At 68.7% G+C, this 17,826-nt stretch carries 14 protein-coding genes, 1 pseudogene and 1 riboswitch; of the genes and pseudogenes, 9 read left to right on the top strand and 6 right to left on the bottom strand.

Annotated features, from left to right (window positions below):
- Positions 1-83: 83 nt before the first annotated feature.
- Positions 84-647, bottom strand: a complete 564-nt coding sequence (locus ISN38_RS14430) for an adenylate kinase (protein ID WP_003467331.1) — start codon at positions 645-647, stop codon at positions 84-86.
- 145 nt (positions 648-792) lie between these two features.
- Between ISN38_RS14430 and ISN38_RS14425 the strand changes: the two genes are divergently transcribed.
- The 3 genes and pseudogenes from ISN38_RS14425 (at position 793) to ISN38_RS20600 (ending at position 2,658) form a co-directional block, all read left to right on the top strand.
- Entirely contained in the window at positions 793-2,052 is a 1,260-nt protein-coding gene (locus ISN38_RS14425) for a 6-phosphofructokinase (protein ID WP_003467329.1), read from the top strand.
- 62 nt (positions 2,053-2,114) lie between these two features.
- A pseudogene (locus ISN38_RS20710) lies at positions 2,115-2,519 on the top strand (hypothetical protein); the annotation flags it as partial.
- Between the two features lie 55 nt (positions 2,520-2,574).
- Positions 2,575-2,658, top strand: a complete 84-nt coding sequence (locus ISN38_RS20600) for a DUF6434 domain-containing protein (protein WP_252989179.1) — start codon at positions 2,575-2,577, stop codon at positions 2,656-2,658.
- A gap of 271 nt (positions 2,659-2,929) precedes the next feature.
- On the opposite strand, the gene ISN38_RS14420 is transcribed toward ISN38_RS20600, so the two are convergent.
- Positions 2,930-3,469 (bottom strand): hypothetical protein, encoded by a 540-nt coding sequence (locus ISN38_RS14420; RefSeq protein ID WP_003467327.1) that lies wholly within the window; start codon positions 3,467-3,469, stop codon positions 2,930-2,932.
- A gap of 255 nt (positions 3,470-3,724) precedes the next feature.
- On the opposite strand from ISN38_RS14420, the gene ISN38_RS14415 reads away from it, so the two are divergent.
- A complete protein-coding gene (locus ISN38_RS14415; RefSeq protein WP_003467326.1) occupies positions 3,725-5,752 on the top strand; it encodes a sodium-translocating pyrophosphatase in 2,028 nt (675 codons plus the stop codon).
- Positions 5,753-5,811: 59 nt separating this feature from the next.
- Here ISN38_RS14415 and ISN38_RS14410 read toward each other — a convergent pair whose 3' ends face one another.
- The gene (locus ISN38_RS14410; RefSeq protein ID WP_038237142.1) at positions 5,812-6,300 is read right to left on the bottom strand and encodes a hypothetical protein; all 489 of its coding nucleotides are present in this window, start codon (positions 6,298-6,300) and stop codon (positions 5,812-5,814) included.
- 195 nt (positions 6,301-6,495) lie between these two features.
- Here ISN38_RS14410 and ppa point away from each other — a divergent pair, with 195 nt between their 5' ends.
- Together ppa and ISN38_RS14400 are read left to right on the top strand one after the other, a co-directional pair.
- Positions 6,496-7,029 carry an inorganic diphosphatase gene (gene ppa, locus ISN38_RS14405; RefSeq protein ID WP_003467322.1) on the top strand — a complete coding sequence of 178 codons (534 nt, stop codon included), beginning with the start codon at positions 6,496-6,498 and terminating at the stop codon, positions 7,027-7,029.
- A 158-nt stretch (positions 7,030-7,187) separates the two neighbouring features.
- On the top strand, positions 7,188-8,303 hold the full coding sequence (locus ISN38_RS14400; protein ID WP_058358934.1) for an HDOD domain-containing protein: 1,116 nt from the start codon (positions 7,188-7,190) through the stop codon (positions 8,301-8,303).
- A gap of 789 nt (positions 8,304-9,092) precedes the next feature.
- On the opposite strand, the gene ISN38_RS14395 is transcribed toward ISN38_RS14400, so the two are convergent.
- The 3 genes from ISN38_RS14395 to ISN38_RS14385 all read right to left on the bottom strand — a co-directional run bounded on the left by ISN38_RS14395 (position 9,093) and on the right by ISN38_RS14385 (position 13,989).
- Entirely contained in the window at positions 9,093-9,758 is a 666-nt protein-coding gene (locus ISN38_RS14395; RefSeq protein ID WP_003477465.1) for an ion channel, read from the bottom strand.
- Between the two features lie 71 nt (positions 9,759-9,829).
- The gene (gene thiC, locus ISN38_RS14390; RefSeq protein ID WP_058364588.1) at positions 9,830-11,707 is read right to left on the bottom strand and encodes a phosphomethylpyrimidine synthase ThiC; all 1,878 of its coding nucleotides are present in this window, start codon (positions 11,705-11,707) and stop codon (positions 9,830-9,832) included.
- Positions 11,708-11,817: 110 nt separating this feature from the next.
- A riboswitch (TPP riboswitch) is annotated at positions 11,818-11,918 on the bottom strand.
- Between the two features lie 220 nt (positions 11,919-12,138).
- Positions 12,139-13,989, bottom strand: a complete 1,851-nt coding sequence (locus ISN38_RS14385) for a methyl-accepting chemotaxis protein (protein WP_047325243.1) — start codon at positions 13,987-13,989, stop codon at positions 12,139-12,141.
- Between the two features lie 635 nt (positions 13,990-14,624).
- Here ISN38_RS14385 and ilvC point away from each other — a divergent pair.
- Genes ilvC through ISN38_RS14370 form a run of 3 tightly spaced genes read left to right on the top strand, consistent with a single transcriptional unit; the run spans position 14,625 to position 17,629 of the window.
- Complete coding sequence (gene ilvC / locus ISN38_RS14380; RefSeq protein ID WP_206711863.1) at positions 14,625-15,632, top strand: ketol-acid reductoisomerase; 1,008 nt, start codon at positions 14,625-14,627, stop codon at positions 15,630-15,632.
- Positions 15,633-15,675: 43 nt separating this feature from the next.
- Complete coding sequence (gene ilvG, locus ISN38_RS14375) at positions 15,676-17,397, top strand: acetolactate synthase 2 catalytic subunit (protein WP_003471463.1); 1,722 nt, start codon at positions 15,676-15,678, stop codon at positions 17,395-17,397.
- A complete protein-coding gene (locus ISN38_RS14370; RefSeq protein ID WP_003471464.1) occupies positions 17,381-17,629 on the top strand; it encodes an ACT domain-containing protein in 249 nt (82 codons plus the stop codon). The genes ilvG and ISN38_RS14370 overlap by 17 nt, the downstream gene beginning before the upstream one ends.
- Positions 17,630-17,826: the final 197 nt, after the last annotated feature.

The raw sequence follows: 17,826 nt of genomic DNA, 5'->3' as shown, positions 1-17,826 counted from the left end.
CGCAGCGCTGCGGAGGGGGCAAGACCATCAACCATCGGTCGCGCCGAGCGCCGTACGAGACGGCCGCTAGGCGCAAGGCCGTCTCAGCGGCCGATCGCCGCCAGGATGCGCGCCAGCACTTCGTCCAGCGAGCCGACGCCGTCCACGCGCGCCAGGGTGCCGCGCTTGTCGTAGAAACCGATCACCGGCGCGGTCGAATCGTTGTACACCTGCAGGCGCTTGCGCACCGACTCGGGATTGTCGTCTTCGCGGCCTTCGGCCTTGGCGCGGCCGGCGATGCGCTCGACCAGCAATTCGGTGGCCACGTCCAGCTGCACCACCGCGTCCAGCGGCTGGCCGATCTTGGCCAGCAGTTCGTCCAGCGCAGAGGCCTGGGCGAGATTGCGCGGATAACCGTCGAGGATGAAACCGTTGGCGACGTCGTCGCGGCCGAGGCGCGATTCGAGCATGCCGAGCAGGATGTCGTCGGAAACCAGGTCGCCGCGCGCCATCACTTCCTTGGCCTGCATGCCGAGCGGAGTGCCGGCGGCGACTTCGGCGCGCAGCAGATCGCCGGTGGAGATGTGCGGGATCTGCAGCTTGTCCTTCAGGCGGGCCGCCTGCGTGCCCTTGCCCGATCCGGGCGGTCCCAACAGAACCAATCGCATCAACCTGACTCCTCGAGGAAATTACCGTGCGCGGCCGGCGGCGTTAGACTCGGGGGCCACGCCTGCGCTGTACCGCAAGGTCCCCAGCTTACCGCATCCGGGCAATGTCCCGGCAATGTCCCCACCCCAGGAGCGAGCCCCGACCATGGCCCAAGGCACCCTGCTGTACGCACAATCCGGCGGCGTCACCGCCGTCATCAACGCCAGCGCCGCCGCCGTGATCGGCGAGGCGCGCGCGCGCAAGGTCAAGGTCCTGGCGGCGCGCAACGGCATTCTCGGCGCGCTGCGCGAGGAACTGATCGACACTTCCAAGGAATCGGCCGCGGCGATCCGCGCGCTGGCGCACACGCCCGGCGGCGCGTTCGGTTCGTGCCGCTACAAGCTCAAGTCGCTGGAGGCCGACCGCGCCAAGTACGAGCGGCTGCTGGAGGTGTTCAAGGCGCACGACGTGCGCTATTTCCTCTACAACGGCGGCAACGACTCGGCCGACACCGCGTGGAAGGTGTCGCAGCTGGCCGACGCCTTCGGCTATCCGCTGCACTGCATCGGCGTGCCCAAGACCATCGACAACGACCTGGCGGTCACCGACACCTGCCCCGGTTTCGGTTCGGCCGCCAAGTACACCGCGGTGTCGGTGCGCGAGGCGGCGCTGGACGTGGCGGCGATGGCCGAGACCTCGACAAAGGTTTTTGTCTACGAGGCGATGGGCCGGCACGCCGGCTGGCTGGCGGCCGCGGCCGGGCTGGCCGCACAGTCGCCCGACGAGGCGCCGCAGATCATCCTGTTCCCCGAACGCGCCTACGACGAAGCCGCGTTCCTGGCGCAGGTGCGCAAGGTGGTGGACAAGGTCGGCTGGTGCGTGGTGGTGGCCAGCGAAGGCATCCAGACCGCCGACGGGCGCTTCGTCGCCGATGCCGGCAGCGGCACCGACGCGTTCGGCCACAGCCAGCTCGGCGGCGTGGCCTCGTACCTGGCCGGCAAGGTCAAGGCCGAACTCGGTTACAAGGTGCACTGGACCCTGCCCGACTACCTGCAGCGCTCGGCCCGCCACATCGCCTCGAAGACCGACTGGGAGCAGGCGCAGGCGGCCGGCAAGGCGGCGGTGCAGTTCGCGCTGAAGGGCATGAACGCGGTGATGCCGGTGATCGTGCGCAGCAGCGATGCGCCCTACCGCTGGAAGATCGAGGCCGCGCCGCTGAGCAAGATCGCCAACCACGAGAAGAAGATGCCGCCGGCGTTCCTGCGCAAGGACGGCTTCGGCATCACCGAGAAGGCACGCCGCTACCTGCAGCCGCTGATCCGCGGCGAAGCCTATCCGCCGTACGACCGCAGCGACGGGCTGACGAAGTACGTGGCGCTGAAGAATGTGGCGGTGAAGAAGAAGCTGCCGGCCTGGGAGGGCTGACGGGCGCAGGACTCGGGACTCGGGACTCGGGACTCGGTTTACAGCGTGTCTTTTCCGGAGGGATGGGAGAAGGCTTATTGCCTGCTCCTCGCCGCGACCCAGCGCACGGAGTGCTGGGCGGAGTTGACTGGATCAGGCTGTGCGTGCGCGGCCGGCACCTCGGATCGACCGCAACAACTATCGTGACAGGCCGGTCCGTGGCTTGGTCTTCCGGCCATGCGCGACGCTGCGCGGCACTGCGCGTATGCGCGAGCGGCGGCAGACGACGGCGCCGTGCATTCGCTGCGGCGGGCAGCGATCGAGTATCGCTTCCCGCATCCGCTGTAACGGGTTCGCAGCGAAGATTCGACTACGCTGCCGCCTGGCGACCTGCAGTTGCGCTGCAACCGCGCGACAAGGAATCGAGGATGGGCTGTGATTGGCACAACGGCCCGATCGGGCGCGCGACGGCGGTGGACGAGACCTACCGCAATACGCAGGCCGTGCGCCGGTTCCTCGCTGGCGCGTACGGGGGCAACCTTCATGGCGTGGATCAAGGACGGCACGCGCAAGAACATGGGCGAGGTTGCCGACGAATGGCTGCGCCGGCGGCGGGCAGCAATGTAGCTATCGATAACGATGCAAGGGTTCGCGCGGTTCGTGCACGCCATTAAGAACTGGCAACGGTGCACGACAACGTGCAGCCGCGGCTGAGAACACTACATTCCAGGTAGCCGCTGGCGGCGCTGGGCGCGGCCAACGGCGCGAGCGTGCAGGCACATCGGGTCGGGCAGGAAACGCGCCCGGCCACCCGATGCCCATGCCACGCATCGGCCACGCTGCGCGAGCTGTTGCGCAGCGGCTGAATTCCGCAAGGAATGCCCCTACGCCTCCCGCCTCAGCGGCAGGCCGCGCCTTCCAGCGTCATCTGCGCGGCGAACTGCGGCACCTGCGCGATCGCGCCGGCCGCCGCCTGCTTCTTCGCCTCTTCCAGATAGATCCGCGACTGGCCCTGGCCGTCGAGATCCGCCTTGGTCGCCACCGGCTTGCGCCACACCCGCACCACCGCCTGCTGCGACGGGCAGGCCGCGCTGGGCACGCGGATCACATCGTTGAACTTCCACCCGGTCGCCTCGCTGGGCCTGGCCTGGTCGAACTCCACCAGCTTGGCGCGCGGCTGGCAGGTAGGGCTGCTGCGCACCGCGGAGAACGTGTAGGGCTGCGCCGCATCGCCGGTGTAGACGCCTTCGAAGCGCACACAGGCCTCCGGGATCTGCCGGATCGTGTGCACCACGCCGACCGCCTGCGCCGCACCGGGCTGACGCTGCAGCTCCGGCACCGGATCGGCGGCCAGCGCCGCCAGCGGCGCGCAGGCGCACAGGCCCAGGGCCAAGGTCGAAGCGAGTGTGCGTACCCGTGCCGGGATCGTCGATTGCATCGGCTTGCTCCTTGAAAGCGATGCGCCACGCTGCCACGCGCCGACTGAACGCGGCGCCAAGACAGCGCAGGCGCCTGCCGCTGGCGATGCGCAGGACCCGGGCGCATACTCGGGCCGTTCAGGCCAGGTCGCACATGGCGATACGCACCACAGGCGCGTTGCGGCCGCAGAGTCGTTGCATGCCTCAGGCTCCTTCGGTGTGATCCCGCTGTACGTCCACACGCTTGGGCGGCATCCACATCCTTGGGAGGGGTCATGCTGGAACGATATGCGGTCACCGTGGCACTGGCGTGCGCGGTCTTGGCAATCCTCTATGGCGTCGTATCCACGCGCTGGGTCCTGGCCCAGCCCGCCGGCAACGAACGCATGCGGCAGATCGCCGATGCCATCCAGGAAGGCGCACGCGCCTACCTCAACCGCCAATACCAGACCATCGCCATCGCCGGCGTGGCGCTGTTGCTGCTGGTCGGGTTCTTCCTGAGCTGGTACACCGCCGGCGGCTTCGCGATCGGCGCGGTGCTGTCCGGCGCGGCCGGCTACATCGGCATGAACCTGTCGGTGCGCGCCAACGTACGCACCGCCGAGGCGGCGCGGCGCGGCCTGGGACCGGCGATGGACGTGGCGTTCCGCGGCGGCGCGATCACCGGCATGCTGGTGGTCGGGCTCGGCCTGATCGGCGTGGCCGGCTACTACGGCGTGCTGCAATGGCTGGGGCGCAGCATCGAGGAAAGCCTGCACGCGCTGGTCGGCCTGGCCTTCGGCAGTTCGCTGATCTCGATCTTCGCGCGGCTGGGCGGCGGCATCTTCACCAAGGGCGCCGACGTCGGCGCGGACCTGGTCGGCAAGGTCGAGGCCGGCATCCCCGAGGACGATCCGCGCAACCCGGCGGTGATCGCCGACAACGTCGGCGACAACGTCGGCGACTGCGCCGGCATGGCTGCGGATCTGTTCGAGACCTACGCCGTCACCGTCATCGCCACCATGCTGCTCGGCGGGCTGATGGCGGCCGAGGCCGGGCGCAATGCGGTGCTGTATCCGCTGGTGCTCGGCGGGGTGTCGATCGTCGCCTCGATCGTCGGCACCTTCTTCGTGCGCGTGCGGCCTGGCGGCTCGATCATGGGTGCGCTGTACAAGGGCGTGCTGGTGTCGGCCGTGCTCGCCGCGCTGGCGTTCTGGCCGGTGACCCAGCAGCTGATGGGCGACACCGCCGCCGGTGCGACCAAGCTGTACGGCTGCGCGCTGATCGGCCTGGTGCTGACCGGACTGATCGTGTGGATCACCGAGTACTACACCGGCACCCAGTACAAGCCGGTGCAGCACGTGGCGCAGGCCTCGACCACCGGCCACGGCACCAACATCATCGCCGGGCTCGGCATCTCGATGAAATCGACCGCGCTGCCGGTGCTCGCGGTGTGCGCGGCGATCTGGGGCGCGTTCGCGCTGTCGGGCCTGTACGGTATCGCCATCGCCGCCACCGCGATGCTGTCGATGGCCGGCATGATCGTTGCACTGGACGCCTACGGGCCGATCACCGACAACGCCGGCGGCATCGCCGAGATGGCCGAGCTGCCGCCGGAAGTGCGCGCGGTGACCGATCCGCTGGACGCGGTCGGCAACACCACCAAGGCGGTGACCAAGGGCTATGCGATCGGCTCGGCCGCGCTGGCCGCGCTGGTGCTGTTCGCCGACTACACGCACAACCTGCGCGCCGCGCATCCGGGCGAAACCTTCGCCTTCGACCTGTCCGACCACACGGTGATCATCGGCCTGCTGCTCGGCGGCCTGATTCCCTATCTGTTCGGCGCGATGGCGATGGAGGCGGTAGGCCGCGCTGCCGGCGCGGTGGTCGAGGAGGTGAGGCGCCAGTTCCGCGAGATCCCCGGCATCATGGAAGGCACCGGCAAGCCGCAATACGACCGCGCGGTGGACATGCTGACCCGTTCGGCGATCCGCGAAATGATCGTGCCGTCGCTGCTGCCGGTGGCGGTACCGGTGGTGGTCGGGCTGCTGCTCGGCCCACGCGCGCTCGGCGGCCTGCTGATCGGCACTATCGTCACCGGGCTGTTCGTGGCGATCTCGATGACCACCGGCGGCGGCGCCTGGGACAACGCCAAGAAATACATCGAGGACGGCCACTTCGGCGGCAAGGGCAGCGAGGCGCACAAGGCCGCGGTCACCGGCGACACCGTCGGCGATCCGTACAAGGACACCGCCGGCCCGGCGATCAATCCGCTGATCAAGATCATCAACATCGTCGCATTGCTGATGGTGCCGCTGCTGTAGCGGCACGCGCCCGGCACCGGCGCTGGCGATCCGCCGGCGCCGGGCCGCACGCAGCGCGACTACAGGCAATCGATCAGGCCGTCGTTGACGCTGCGCTGGCTGTGCGGCAGCGGCGCGAACAAGGGGTGCTCGCCAGCCAGCGCCTGGTACAGCGCCACCAGCCGGGTCTGCGGCAGCAGCGGCGTGGGGCATTGCCACAGCCTGGCATCGACCTGCACCTGGCCGCTGGCCGGGTCGATGCTGGCCTCGCTGGCGCCGAAGGTCCACACGCACTGGCCGATCGCGCCGTCGCGCTGGCGCACCGAACAGCGGTAGCGCAGCGGCCGGTAATCGCTGTAGTCGCCCTCGCAGAAGGTGTCGCCGCAGCTCTGGTCGAAGTCCTCGGCCAGCCGCCGCTCCAGGTCGTCGAATGCCTCCCAGCCCGCGCCCTCGGTCGGATAGTCGACCGCATCCACGTAGACCTGCTGCTGCGCCTGCGCCTGGGATGCACCACAGGCCAGTAACACGAGCGCCAGCAGCGGGCCCATCGAATACCGGATTCCTTTCATCGCCTTGCTCCTTGGGTGGACTGTGGACATAGCGTCGCCTCGCAGGCGACCGCGCACTATCGGAAACCTCCCCATGCGGATCGCTACGGAGTCCGAAAGCCTTGTAGGAATAGGCTTAGCCGGCCGCGCTGCATTGCAACAGCCAAACGACTAGAATGCAGATCTCTTTAGAAGCCACTCCACTGGAGCTAGCGCATGGGTCTGGAACTGGTCACCTCCGGCAAGAATCTCCCGGAAGAAATCAACGTCGTCATCGAAATCCCCAAGGATTCGGAGCCGGTCAAGTATGAAGTGGACAAGGCCAGCGGCGCGATCTTCGTCGACCGCATCCTGTCCACGCCGATGCGCTATCCCTGCAACTACGGCTATGTGCCCAATACCTTGTGCGGCGACGGCGACCCGGCCGACGTGCTAGTGGTGCTGCCGCTGCCGCTGGTACCCGGTTGCGTGGTGCGCTGCCGCCCGGTCGGCGTGCTGAAGATGAGCGACGAGGCCGGCAGCGACGAGAAGATCCTGGCGGTGCCGGTGGCGAAGGTGTTCGAGGGCTACGGCCACATCGAGGACATCGCCCAGGTCTCCGGCCACTGGATGGAGCGCATCGGCCACTTCTTTGAGCACTACAAGGATCTGGAGAAGGGCAAGTGGGTCAAGCTGGACGGCTGGGGCAACGCCGCCGAAGCCAAGCAGATCCTGCTGGACGCGGTCGAGCGCTACAAAGCCAGCGTCTGACCCACAGGGCGTCGCGGCGGAGGGGGAGACCCGCCGCGGCTGACCCGCTTCACGTTTTACAAGTGCCAACCCTGTCGCAGTGCGGGGTTTGGAGTACATTGCGGAACGAATATCTGGGCCGGTCGAGCGTGAACCGGTCCCTTCCTGGGGGAAGTCTCTTGCGTATCCTGTTCGTCGGCGACGAAGCGAGCCTGCCGGCCGAAGTCACCGAATATATTCGCGAATTGGGCGAGGACTGGCAGGTCCAGACCGTGCTCGACGGCAATTCGGCCATCGCCGCTGCCGCCACCGAGCGCCTGGATGCGGTGATTGCTGCGCCAGTGCTGCCGGACCTGACCACGGCCACCCTGCTCGGCCAGATCCGCACGCTGAGCCCGGAAACCATCCGCATCGCGCTGATCGACGCCGAGCAGAGCAACCGTGCGCCGCCGGCGCGCATCATCGGCGTGGCGCACCGCTTCCTGCCGCTGCCGCTGTCCCCGGAAATGCTGCTCGAGGCGGTCACCAGCATCGAGGAACTGCAGCAGTTGCTCGGCGATCCGCGCTTGCGCGCCAGCATCGGCCGCATCGAGAAGCTGCCCTCGCTGCCGCATCTGTACCTGAGCCTGATGCATGCGCTGGAACAGGACGACGGCAGCAACGCCGCCGACCTGGCCAAGCTGGTGTCGGCCGACCCGGCGATCGCGGCCAAGGTGCTGCAGCTGTGCAACTCGGCGTACTTCTGCAACGGCCGCACGATGTCCGACCTGCGCACCGCGGTGACCCGGCTGGGCATCGCCACCTTGCGCGACCTGGTCCTGGCCAGCGAAGTGTTCTCGGTGCAGGCACTGTCCAACGCAGAACGCAATGCGCTGCAGCAGCGCTCGCTGCTGGCCTCCAAGCTGGCCTCGAAGATGCTGCCCGCTGCCAGCGCCGAACTGGGCGCGACCGCCGCGCTGCTGGCCGACATCGGCCTGCTGCTGCCGGGCATCCGCAACGAGCGCGAGCCGACCGCCGAGGGCGACGACGAGCGCCCCGGCCATGCCGAGGCGGGCGCCTATCTGCTCGGCCTGTGGGGCCTGCCGATGCCGATCATCGAAGCGGTGGCGTTCCAGCGCCAGCCGCAGCGTTCCAGCACCCGCAGCTTCTGGGTCACCGGCGCGGTGCACGTGGCGATGGCGCTGGCCAGCGGCTCGGAGATCGACGAGGACTACCTGGGCAAGACCGGCACGCTGGGCAAGCTGCCGAGCTGGCGCGAGCAGGCGGAAAACCTGATGGGGCTGACGTCGGCCTAGTGCCGTGTCGGCGCTCGTCGCGCAACGCGAGCAGTTCGCGGGGAAGCGCCTCGCCCATGCGGGCAGGCGCATCGCCGATCGTATTGGCAAGCCCGGCTCGTTGCACTCCGAACTGCCGCCCAGGCCATACGCGCATGCCTCACGCAGACCGGAGTAATAACATACGCTCCAGTTGACGCCGAAGTCGCCGCAGCTCCAATCCGCGCTCAAGTTGGAACACAGACGGAAGTTGGAACCCCAGTCGTGGCGACCCCAGCCATTGCGCTGCTCGATCGGCGTGTCCGATTCGTTGTCGCGCCTGTATTCCTGGTAGCCGCCGTTGATCAGGGTACGGGTCACGTCGATGACCTGGCCGCTGGCGGCGTCCCGCACGAAACGGTCGCAGGCCGTCGGGCGAATAGCGCGGCATGTAATCGAAGTCGCCCGCAGCAACCGGCTAGGCCGCCAGCGCGCGCCAGCGGCCGCTGGCCAGGTCGAACACGCCGATGCCGCGGACAGGCAAGCGTCCGGTCATGCCCGAACAGCAACCTGCGCCCGTCCAGGGTCCAATCGAGACTGAGCAGTTCGGTGCCGACGCAGCGCGCGGCCTCGCGCGCCACGCCATGCCCCACAGCCGCCACCAGCATCAAATGCGACGAATGCAGCCAGGCGTGGCGACGCCGACAAATTCCACCCTAGTCGTTGCCGCCGCCAACCGCGGCGAAGCACTACAGGCTCTCTCTCCGCCGACGAAACTCATATAAAGGTTGCAAGACTACGCGCCGCCTGGCGCGTTTTTTTAACCGCAATTCAGGCTTTGGGTTTGCGTGTAACACTGAGCCCGATCAGCCGCGACACCACCAGCGCGATGTACATCACCCCGGCGAACTGTTCGAGCATCACCAGAGAACGCGCCAGCGGCAACACCGGCAACACATCGCTGAGGCCGACCCCGGACAACACGCTGAAACTCAGGTACAGCAGCTCCATCCAGGTGCGCGGCGACTGCGTCGTCTGCGCGCCGATGAAGCTGCCCGGCAGCCATTGCTGGCACACCGAGAACGCGAAGGCGAATGCCCAGGCCAGCAGGGTGAAGGTCGCGCCCGCCGCGTACAGTTCGTCGCGGGTGACCTCGTGGTCCTGCAGCATGTAGGCGATCAGGCTGGCCGCGGTATAGAAATACAGCAGGCTTTCCAGCAGTTGCGCGAACGCGCCCAGTTGGGGACTGTCGCGCAACGCCGCGGCGATCGACAGCACCACCGACGGCAGCGCCAGACACCAGGCGATCCACAGCACCGACGGGCTGCGGTTGACCACCCACAGCGCCAGGCCCAGCACCACGATGCCGAACGCGCCGAACAGCGCGCGCCCGGCGGCGGTGTCTTCCATCAGCGGGTACAGCAACAGGCCCAGCAATTGCACACTCAGCAGCAACGCGGACGGGTGGCGACGCAAGGCGAGCGCGTAGCGGAGCATGCGGCATTCCGGAAGGGGCGTGCGCGCATCATAGACAAGCGCACGCCACGGCGGCGGGATGATCCCGGGGCCTATTCCTGCCGATAGACCTCGGCGCCGGCCTCCAGGAACTGCGCCGATTTCTCGGCCATGCCGGCCTGCAGCGCGTCGGTCTCGCCGACGCCGTGCTCGGCGGCGTAGTCGCGCACGTCCTGGGTGATTTTCATCGAGCAGAAGTGCGGGCCGCACATCGAACAGAAGTGCGCCAGCTTGTGCGCGTCCTTGGGCAGCGTCTCGTCGTGGAATTCCTTGGCCTTTTCCGGATCCAGGCCCAGGTGGAACTGGTCGTCCCAGCGGAATTCGAAGCGCGCCTTGGACAGTGCGTTGTCGCGCACCTGCGCGCCGGGATGCCCCTTGGCCAGGTCGGCCGCATGCGCGGCGATCTTGTAGGCCATGATGCCGTCGCGCACGTCCTGCCGGTTGGGCAGGCCCAGGTGTTCCTTGGGCGTCACGTAGCACAGCATCGCGGTGCCAAACCAGCCGATCATCGCCGCGCCGATCGCCGAGGTGATGTGGTCGTAGCCGGGCGCGATATCGGTGGTCAGCGGCCCCAGCGTGTAGAACGGCGCCTCGCCGCATTCGCGCAGCTGCTTGTCCATGTTCTCCTTGATCAACTGCATCGGCACGTGGCCGGGGCCTTCGATCATGGTCTGCACGTCGTGTTTCCACGCGATCCTGGTCAGCTCGCCCAACGTCTCCAATTCGCCGAACTGCGCCGCGTCGTTGGCATCGGCGATGCAGCCCGGGCGCAGCCCGTCGCCCAGCGAGAAGGCCACGTCGTAGGCCTGCATGATTTCGCAGATGTCCTCGAAATGGGTATAGAGAAAGTTCTCCTTGTGATGCGCCAGGCACCACTTGGCCAGGATCGAGCCGCCGCGCGAGACGATGCCGGTGACGCGCTTGGCGGTCAGCGGCACGTAGCGCAGCAGCACCCCGGCGTGGATGGTGAAGTAGTCCACGCCCTGCTCGGCCTGCTCGATCAGCGTGTCGCGGAAGATCTCCCAGGTCAGTTCCTCGGCGCGGCCATCGACCTTCTCCAGCGCCTGGTAGATCGGCACCGTGCCGATCGGCACCGGCGAATTGCGGATGATCCACTCGCGGGTCTCGTGGATGTGCTTGCCGGTGGACAGGTCCATCACCGTGTCGCCGCCCCAGCGGATCGACCACACCAGCTTCTCCACTTCCTCGGCGATGCCCGAGCTGAGCGCGCTGTTGCCGATGTTGGCGTTGATCTTGGTCAGGAAGTTGCGGCCGATGATCATCGGCTCGCTTTCCGGATGGTTGATGTTGTTGGGCAGGATGGCGCGGCCGCGGGCGATTTCCTCGCGCACGAACTCGGGGGTGATGACGTGCTGGATGCTGGCGCCGAACGCCTCGCCGGGGTGCTGCTGGCGCAGCAGCGCATCGCGCACCGCCTCCAGCCGCTGGTTCTCGCGAATCGCCACGAACTCCATCTCCGGGGTGACGATGCCACGCCGCGCGTAGTGCATCTGGGTGACGTTGGCGCCGGCCAGTGCGCGCCGCGGCAGGTGCCGGGCCGGGAAGCGCACCGGGTCCAGCCGCGCGTTGTGCTCGCGGCCGCGGCCGAAATCGGAGCTGAGCTGGGCCAGCGCCGCGGTATCGCCGCGTTCTTCGATCCAGCGCGCGCGCAGCGGCGCCAGGCCGGCGCGCAGGTCGATCGCCGCGTCTGGGTCGGTGTACGGACCGGAGGTGTCGTAGACGGTGACCGGCGGATTGTCTTCGCCACCGAACAGGGTCGGGGTGCGGGTCAGCTGGATCTCGCGCATCGGGACGCGCAGGTCGGCACGCGAGCCTTGCACGAAGATCTTGCGCGAACCGGGGATCGGCCGGGTCACCGACTCGGACAGGGTATCGGCCTGCTGCAACAACGGGCTGGGTACGGCATTCATCGGCATTCGTCCTGGTTCTGGAAGCCCGCAACGGGTGCGGGCGGTTGCGAGCGGACTCGCATCACGGACGAAGCGGCGGCGCGGGCGCGGCCTCGGCGCGACAGCGCACGGACCAGGCTTGCGAAGCTTCCCTACGCCGGTATCAACCGGATCAGGTTCGAAGGGACTGTCTCAACCGCGACCTGCGCCGACGGTACCCCCACTTCTGCGGCTATTAGACCCGTTTCTGCAACGCACGCCAACCGCGCGCAGATGAATCGGCGCACAATCGGGCCGGCTTCGTGTCAATGCCGGCACATGCGTGCACGGCATCGTGGCACCCCCTGGCGAAATACCGCGCCTGGCCTGGGTCACATAAGAACGACGTCCCTCTCCCCCTGACGCCGGCTCGACACCGGCGGCGTTGTTTTGTGCGGCGTTCGCCGCCGGCTTCATTCCAGCACGTAGGCCACGCGCAATCCGCCCCAGTGGCGGCCACGCACGTACACCGGCACCGACAGGTCGAACAGGATCTGTCCGGTATCGCGCCGATACACTTGCAACAGATACGGCTCGGTGTGACGGCCGACGCTGCGCCCGACCCGATCGGCGAACATGCGCTTGGTGCGGTTGCCGACCAGGTCGCGGGCGCGGTCGCCGCTCAGCGGCTGGCTGAAGTGCAGGTTGTGGGTCGGCACGTAGCCGTCCGGGGTGGCGCAGATCGCGAACACGATCCACGGATGCGCGGCCAGCAGCGGTTCCTGCAACGGCGGCAGCAGTTCGTCGCACAGCGCATCGAAGGCGGTGCGGTACTTGGGCGGATCGATGCCTGCGATCGGCGTGTAGTCGTTGGAAAACAGCGCATCCTCTCCGATACGGCCACGGGCGATCGCCTCGCCCAGCGCCTTGCCGATGCTGCCGGCGGTCGCCGTCGCCAGTTCGCGGATGCGCGCGTGCCGCGGCTGCTGCATCGGATCGGCCGGCAAGCGGAACAGGCCCACGCAGTCGTGCAGGGTGGCGCTGCCGGCGCCCAGCGCCGCGCTGCGCTCGACCACGCGCGCGACATGCTCCAGGTTGCTGCGGCTGAGTCCGACCACGTGCGCGACCGCGCGGTCGATGCCACCGATCTCCTCGCCTTGCGCGGCAACGCGGGTGGCCACGGTCTCCATCGCCGCACTGGCGCGGCCGAGCAACTGGCCGATGCCGCCGAGCACCTGCTCGGTGCGCTGCGCCGAGGCGGCGCTGTCCTGCAAGGCGCTGCCGGTCTCGCCGAGGATGCTGCGCACGTCGCGCGCGGCGGCGGCGGCGCGCTCGGCCAGGCGCCGGATCTCGCTGGCGACCACGGCGAAGCCGCGCCCGGCGGCGCCGGCATGCACCGCCTCGATGCTGGCGTTGATCGACAGGATGTTGGTCTGGAACGCGACCGCGTCGATCACCTCGATGACCTCGGTGGCGCGTGCCGAGCGCCGCTCCACCTCGCGCATCGCCTGGCCCAGCGCGCGCGCCGCCTCCACGCCCTGGCGCGCGCTGTCGTCGGCGCTGGCCGCCACCGCGATCACCGCGCGCAGTTCCTGGTCCATTTCGCTCAGGCCCTGCAACAAGCGCCGGGTGGTCGCCACCACCGTCTGCAACGCGTCCATCTGGGTCTGCGACTGCTGCGCCAGCTCGTCGTTCTCGGCGACCACGTGCGGCACGTCGGCGGCGATCTGCAGCGACAGCGCCACCGCCTGGCGGATCGCCTCGGCCAGGTTGCCGAAGCCGGCCGACAGGCGCCGCCCAGGCATCGCCTCGGTCTCCTGCGCGGACAGCGGCGTGCGCAGGCCCAGTTCCAGGTCGCACCCGGTCAGGCGCTCGCCGACCCGGTCCAGCAAGGCCTGCGCCTCGGCGCCGGCCTGCAGCCGCTGCGCCAGCGCCTGCAGCGCCGGGCTGGTCGCGCCCTGCGTCTGTCCGGCGCTGAGAAGGAGAACGTCGCGCAGCAGCGCGGCGGTTTCCGGATGCGGCAGCGACAGCAGCCAACCCTCGCCGTCGCGATCGCGCTGGTAGCGCACGCGCCGGGCAGGATCGGCGTGCGATGCCAGCCAACTGCCCTCGGCGCCGGCCAGCGCCGCCAACGGCAGGCCCCACACCGCTTCGCTGGGTTCGCCGAGCAAGACCTCCGCACGCGCCCCGAGCAGGTCCAGCGCGGCCCGATTGGCGGCAGCGACCCGTCCCTGCGAGTCCAGCCGCAGCAACGCCACCGGTGCATCCGGCAAGGCCGCGGCGTGTCCGGCATCGGCGCCGGGACTGCGTGTGAACAACGACATCGTCTTCCCCTCCAGGAATCCTTTCGCCATGGTATCGGCTGCCACCGTGCACGCTGAGCGGCACTGGCGCAACCGGGATCGGCGTCATCTGCGCTGCCTTGCGGATTCAGGCGCAGGCGCAGGCGTGGTCGTGCCTGTGCGCTGGCCAAGCAGCGCAGGCGCCGCCGCTGCCTGGTCGTTCGCCGCTGCAGGCCGGGCCGCCTGTAGACGCCACACCGCAGCCACGCGAGGCGCCGATTTTCCGCGCAATCGGCCGCGCGGGTTTCGCGCGGGCGCACCGTTTCAGGCGTAACGATGCTGTCCTGGCGCGGCTTTCGGCACATCCGCGGTTTCGCACCGGCGGCAGGGTTGACAGCCCGGTAAAGGCCATGTTTATCTCGTTGTATGTTGCATCGCCACACCAGCCCCAAGCCGACCCGCCTGCCCGCCGCGCTGCGCGCGGACCCCGCCGCGTCGCTCCTCGTACTCGTGCTTATTACCTCGCCCACAAGTGCGGGACGAACAGGCGTGTAAGCGACAAGCAGCCTGGATTCGATCAGACCCCGCACCGGCAACGGCGCGGGGTTTTTCATTTTAGTAACCGCGAAACACACGCATCCCTTCCTCCCCCACACCGTCCCAAGGAAATCTGCCCCATGACCAGTTCCGCCCAGCCCACCACCAAGATCGCCATCGTCGGTTACGGCAGCCAGGGCCGCGCGCACGCGCTGAACCTGCGCGAGTCCGGCTTCGATGTCACCGTCGGCCTGCGCGCGGGCGGCCCGACCGAAGCCAAGGCGCAGGCCGACGGCTTCGTGGTGAAGAGCCCCGCCGAGGCGGTCAAGGACGCCGACCTGGTCGCGGTGCTGACTCCGGACATGGTGCAGAAGAAGCTGTACGACGAAGTGCTGGCACCGAACATGAAACAGGGCGCGTGCCTGCTGTTCGCGCACGGCCTGAACGTGCATTTCGACATGATCAAGCCGCGCGCCGACCTGGACGTGGTGCTGGTCGCGCCGAAGGGCCCGGGCGCGCTGGTGCGCCGCGAGTACGAAATCGGCCGCGGCGTACCGTGCATCTGGGCGGTGTACCAGGACAAGAGCGGCAAGGCCGAGCAGTTCGCGCTCGAGTACGCCGCCGGCCTGGGCGGCGCGCGCGCCAACCTGATCAAGACCACCTTCAAGGAAGAGACCGAGACCGACCTGTTCGGCGAGCAGGCGGTGCTGTGCGGCGGCGCCTCGTCGCTGGTCCAGGCCGGCTTCGAAGTGCTGGTGGAAGCCGGCTACCAGCCGGAAATCGCCTACTACGAAGTGCTGCACGAACTGAAGCTGATCGTGGACCTGTTCTACGAAGGCGGCATCACCCGCATGCTGGAGTTCGTCTCCGAGACCGCGCAGTACGGCGACTACGTCAGCGGCCCGCGGGTCATCGACGCGGCCACCAAGGAGCGCATGCGCGACGTGCTGACCGACATCCAGAACGGCACCTTCACCAAGAACTGGGTCGCCGAATACGAAGCCGGCCTGCCGAACTACAACAAGTTCAAGCAGGCCGACCTGGAGCACCCGATCGAAGTGGTCGGCAAGCAGTTGCGCGCCAAGATGGTCTGGTTGAACGGCGAGGCGGCTGCCGCCAAGCCGGCCACCGGCCAGCAAGCCGCGTAACCCGCGGCTCCCCCACCCGCTTTCACCGAAAGGTCGCCACCGTATGAACTCCTCCGCTCACGGCACGCCCCGCAACGGCGCGCGCTGGCTGACGCAGGCCCTGGAAGCCGAAGGCGTGGACACGCTGTTCGGCTATCCGGGCGGCACCATCATGCCGTTCTACGACGCGCTGGTAGACAGCCAGCTCAAGCACATCCTGGTCCGCCACGAGCAGGGCGCGGCGCTGGCCGCCAACGGCTACGCCCGCGCCAGCGGGCGGGTCGGTGTCTGCGTCGCCACGTCCGGTCCGGGCGCCTCCAACCTGGTCACCGGCATCGCCGATGCGATGCTGGACTCGGTGCCGATGATCTGCCTGACCGGGCAGGTCGCCACGCCGCTGCTGGGTACCGACGCGTTCCAGGAACTGGACGTGTTCGGGCTGACCCTGCCGATCGTCAAGCACAGCTTCCTGGTGCGCCGCGTGGACGACCTGCCGCAGGTGCTGCGCGACGCGTTCCGCATCGCCCGCGAAGGCCGTCCGGGGCCGGTGCTGATCGATCTGCCAAAGGACGTGCAGCTGGGCGACGCCTCGCACTTGCCCGACCACGTGCCGGCCGCGGTCCCGGCACCACCGGCACCGCACGCCGCGGCCCTGGCCGAGGCGCTGGCGGCGATTGCCGGCGCCGACAAGCCGGTGATCTACGGCGGTGGCGGCATCGCCCTGGCCAATGCGGTGGACGCATTCCGCCAGTTCGTCGACATCACCCGCATCCCCACCGTGCTGACTCTGCGCGGGCTGGGCGCGCTGCCGCACGGGCATCCGTACTACCTGGGCATGCTCGGCATGCACGGCACCCGCGCCGCCAACATGGCGGTGCAGGAGTCGGACCTGCTGATCGTGGTCGGCGCGCGCTTCGACGACCGCGCCACCGGCAAGCTGGCCGAGTTCGCCCCGTTCGCGCGGGTCATCCACCTGGATGCCGACGCCTGCGAGATCTCCAAGCTGCGCCATGCCGACATCGCCGTGCCCGGCGACGTGGCCGAAGCGTTGCGTGCGCTGAGCGCGGCGACCAGCACCTGCGAGGCGTGGTACGCGCGCTGCGTCGGCCATCGCGAAAAGTTCGGCACCCGCTACGACGCGCCGGGCGATGACATCTACGCGCCCGGCCTGCTGAAGCGACTGAGCGAGCTGGCCCCGGCCGACACGGTGATCGCCTGCGACGTCGGCCAGCACCAGATGTGGGTGGCCCAGCACTGCCGCTTCAACCATCCGCGCAACCACCTGACCAGCGGTGCGCTGGGCACGATGGGCTTCGGCCTGCCGGCGGCGATGGGCGCGCAGTTCGCCTGCCCCGACCGCACCGTGGTGCTGGTCAGCGGCGACGGCAGTTTCATGATGAACGTGCAGGAGCTGGTCACCATCGCGCGCTGCAAGCTGCCGGTGAAGATCGTGCTGCTGGACAACAGTTCGCTGGGCATGGTGCGGCAGTGGCAGGAGTTGTTCTTCGCCGAGCGCTACAGCGAGATCGACCTGTCCGACAACCCGGACTTCGCCGCGCTGGCGCAGGTGTTCGGCATCCCGGCCAAGCGCATCACCGCGCGCGGCCAGGTCGAGGACGGCCTGGCCGAACTGCTGGCGCAACCGGGTCCGGCGCTGCTGCACGTGGCCATCGACGCGCGCGCCAACGTGTGGCCGCTGGTGCCGCCGAACACAGCCAACAGCACCATGCTGGAGAGCAATCCCGCGACCCAGCGCCAGGAGACCGTCCATGCGATACCAGCTTGACCTGGTGCTGAAGCCGGTCGAAGGCGCGCTGCTGCGGGCGATCGGCATGGCCGAGCGGCGCGGCTTCGCGCCGCTGTCGATCCGCGGCGCGCCGGCGCCCGACGACGCCGGCCGCTGGCACCTGCAGATGGTGGTGGACGGCACTCGCCCCGGCGAGAGCCTGCGCCTGCAGATGGAGAAGGTGTACGACTGTGAGTCGGTGCGGGTCACTGCGCTGGATGTGGCGTCATGAAGCTGTCGGGACTCGGGACTCGGGACTCGGGACTCGGGGGCTGCGTTGGCGGCTCACTGGTCTCGGGCTGCATGCAGGCCGTGCGGCAGCGCCGCGCGATGGCACGGAGGGGTCTTCTTCCACGGGGGCGTCTTCTTCCAGTCCGCGATTCGCATTTCGCGTTCCGAGTCCCGAGTCCCGAGTCCCGGCACCAACCC

It is taken from the genome of Xanthomonas translucens pv. undulosa (assembly GCF_017301775.1).
GTDB lineage: Bacteria > Pseudomonadota > Gammaproteobacteria > Xanthomonadales > Xanthomonadaceae > Xanthomonas_A > Xanthomonas_A translucens.
This window is presented reverse-complemented; position numbering and strand designations above follow the sequence as displayed.

Bases quoted from the DNA above. Each gene is read 5' to 3' on its own strand.
- ilvC (WP_206711863.1), top strand. From the start codon at position 14,625: ATGACCAGTTCCGCCCAGCCCACCACCAAGATCGCCATCGTCGGTTAC.
- ISN38_RS14385 (WP_047325243.1), bottom strand. From the start codon at position 13,989: ATGTCGTTGTTCACACGCAGTCCCGGCGCCGATGCCGGACACGCCGCG.
- ISN38_RS14415 (WP_003467326.1), top strand. From the start codon at position 3,725: ATGCTGGAACGATATGCGGTCACCGTGGCACTGGCGTGCGCGGTCTTG.
- ISN38_RS14395 (WP_003477465.1), bottom strand. From the start codon at position 9,758: ATGCTCCGCTACGCGCTCGCCTTGCGTCGCCACCCGTCCGCGTTGCTG.
- ISN38_RS14370 (WP_003471464.1), top strand. From the start codon at position 17,381: ATGCGATACCAGCTTGACCTGGTGCTGAAGCCGGTCGAAGGCGCGCTG.
- ISN38_RS14425 (WP_003467329.1), top strand. From the start codon at position 793: ATGGCCCAAGGCACCCTGCTGTACGCACAATCCGGCGGCGTCACCGCC.
- ISN38_RS20600 (WP_252989179.1), top strand. From the start codon at position 2,575: ATGGCGTGGATCAAGGACGGCACGCGCAAGAACATGGGCGAGGTTGCC.
- ISN38_RS14420 (WP_003467327.1), bottom strand. From the start codon at position 3,469: ATGCAATCGACGATCCCGGCACGGGTACGCACACTCGCTTCGACCTTG.
- thiC (WP_058364588.1), bottom strand. From the start codon at position 11,707: ATGAATGCCGTACCCAGCCCGTTGTTGCAGCAGGCCGATACCCTGTCC.
- ISN38_RS14410 (WP_038237142.1), bottom strand. From the start codon at position 6,300: ATGAAAGGAATCCGGTATTCGATGGGCCCGCTGCTGGCGCTCGTGTTA.
- ppa (WP_003467322.1), top strand. From the start codon at position 6,496: ATGGGTCTGGAACTGGTCACCTCCGGCAAGAATCTCCCGGAAGAAATC.
- ISN38_RS14430 (WP_003467331.1), bottom strand. From the start codon at position 647: ATGCGATTGGTTCTGTTGGGACCGCCCGGATCGGGCAAGGGCACGCAG.
- ilvG (WP_003471463.1), top strand. From the start codon at position 15,676: ATGAACTCCTCCGCTCACGGCACGCCCCGCAACGGCGCGCGCTGGCTG.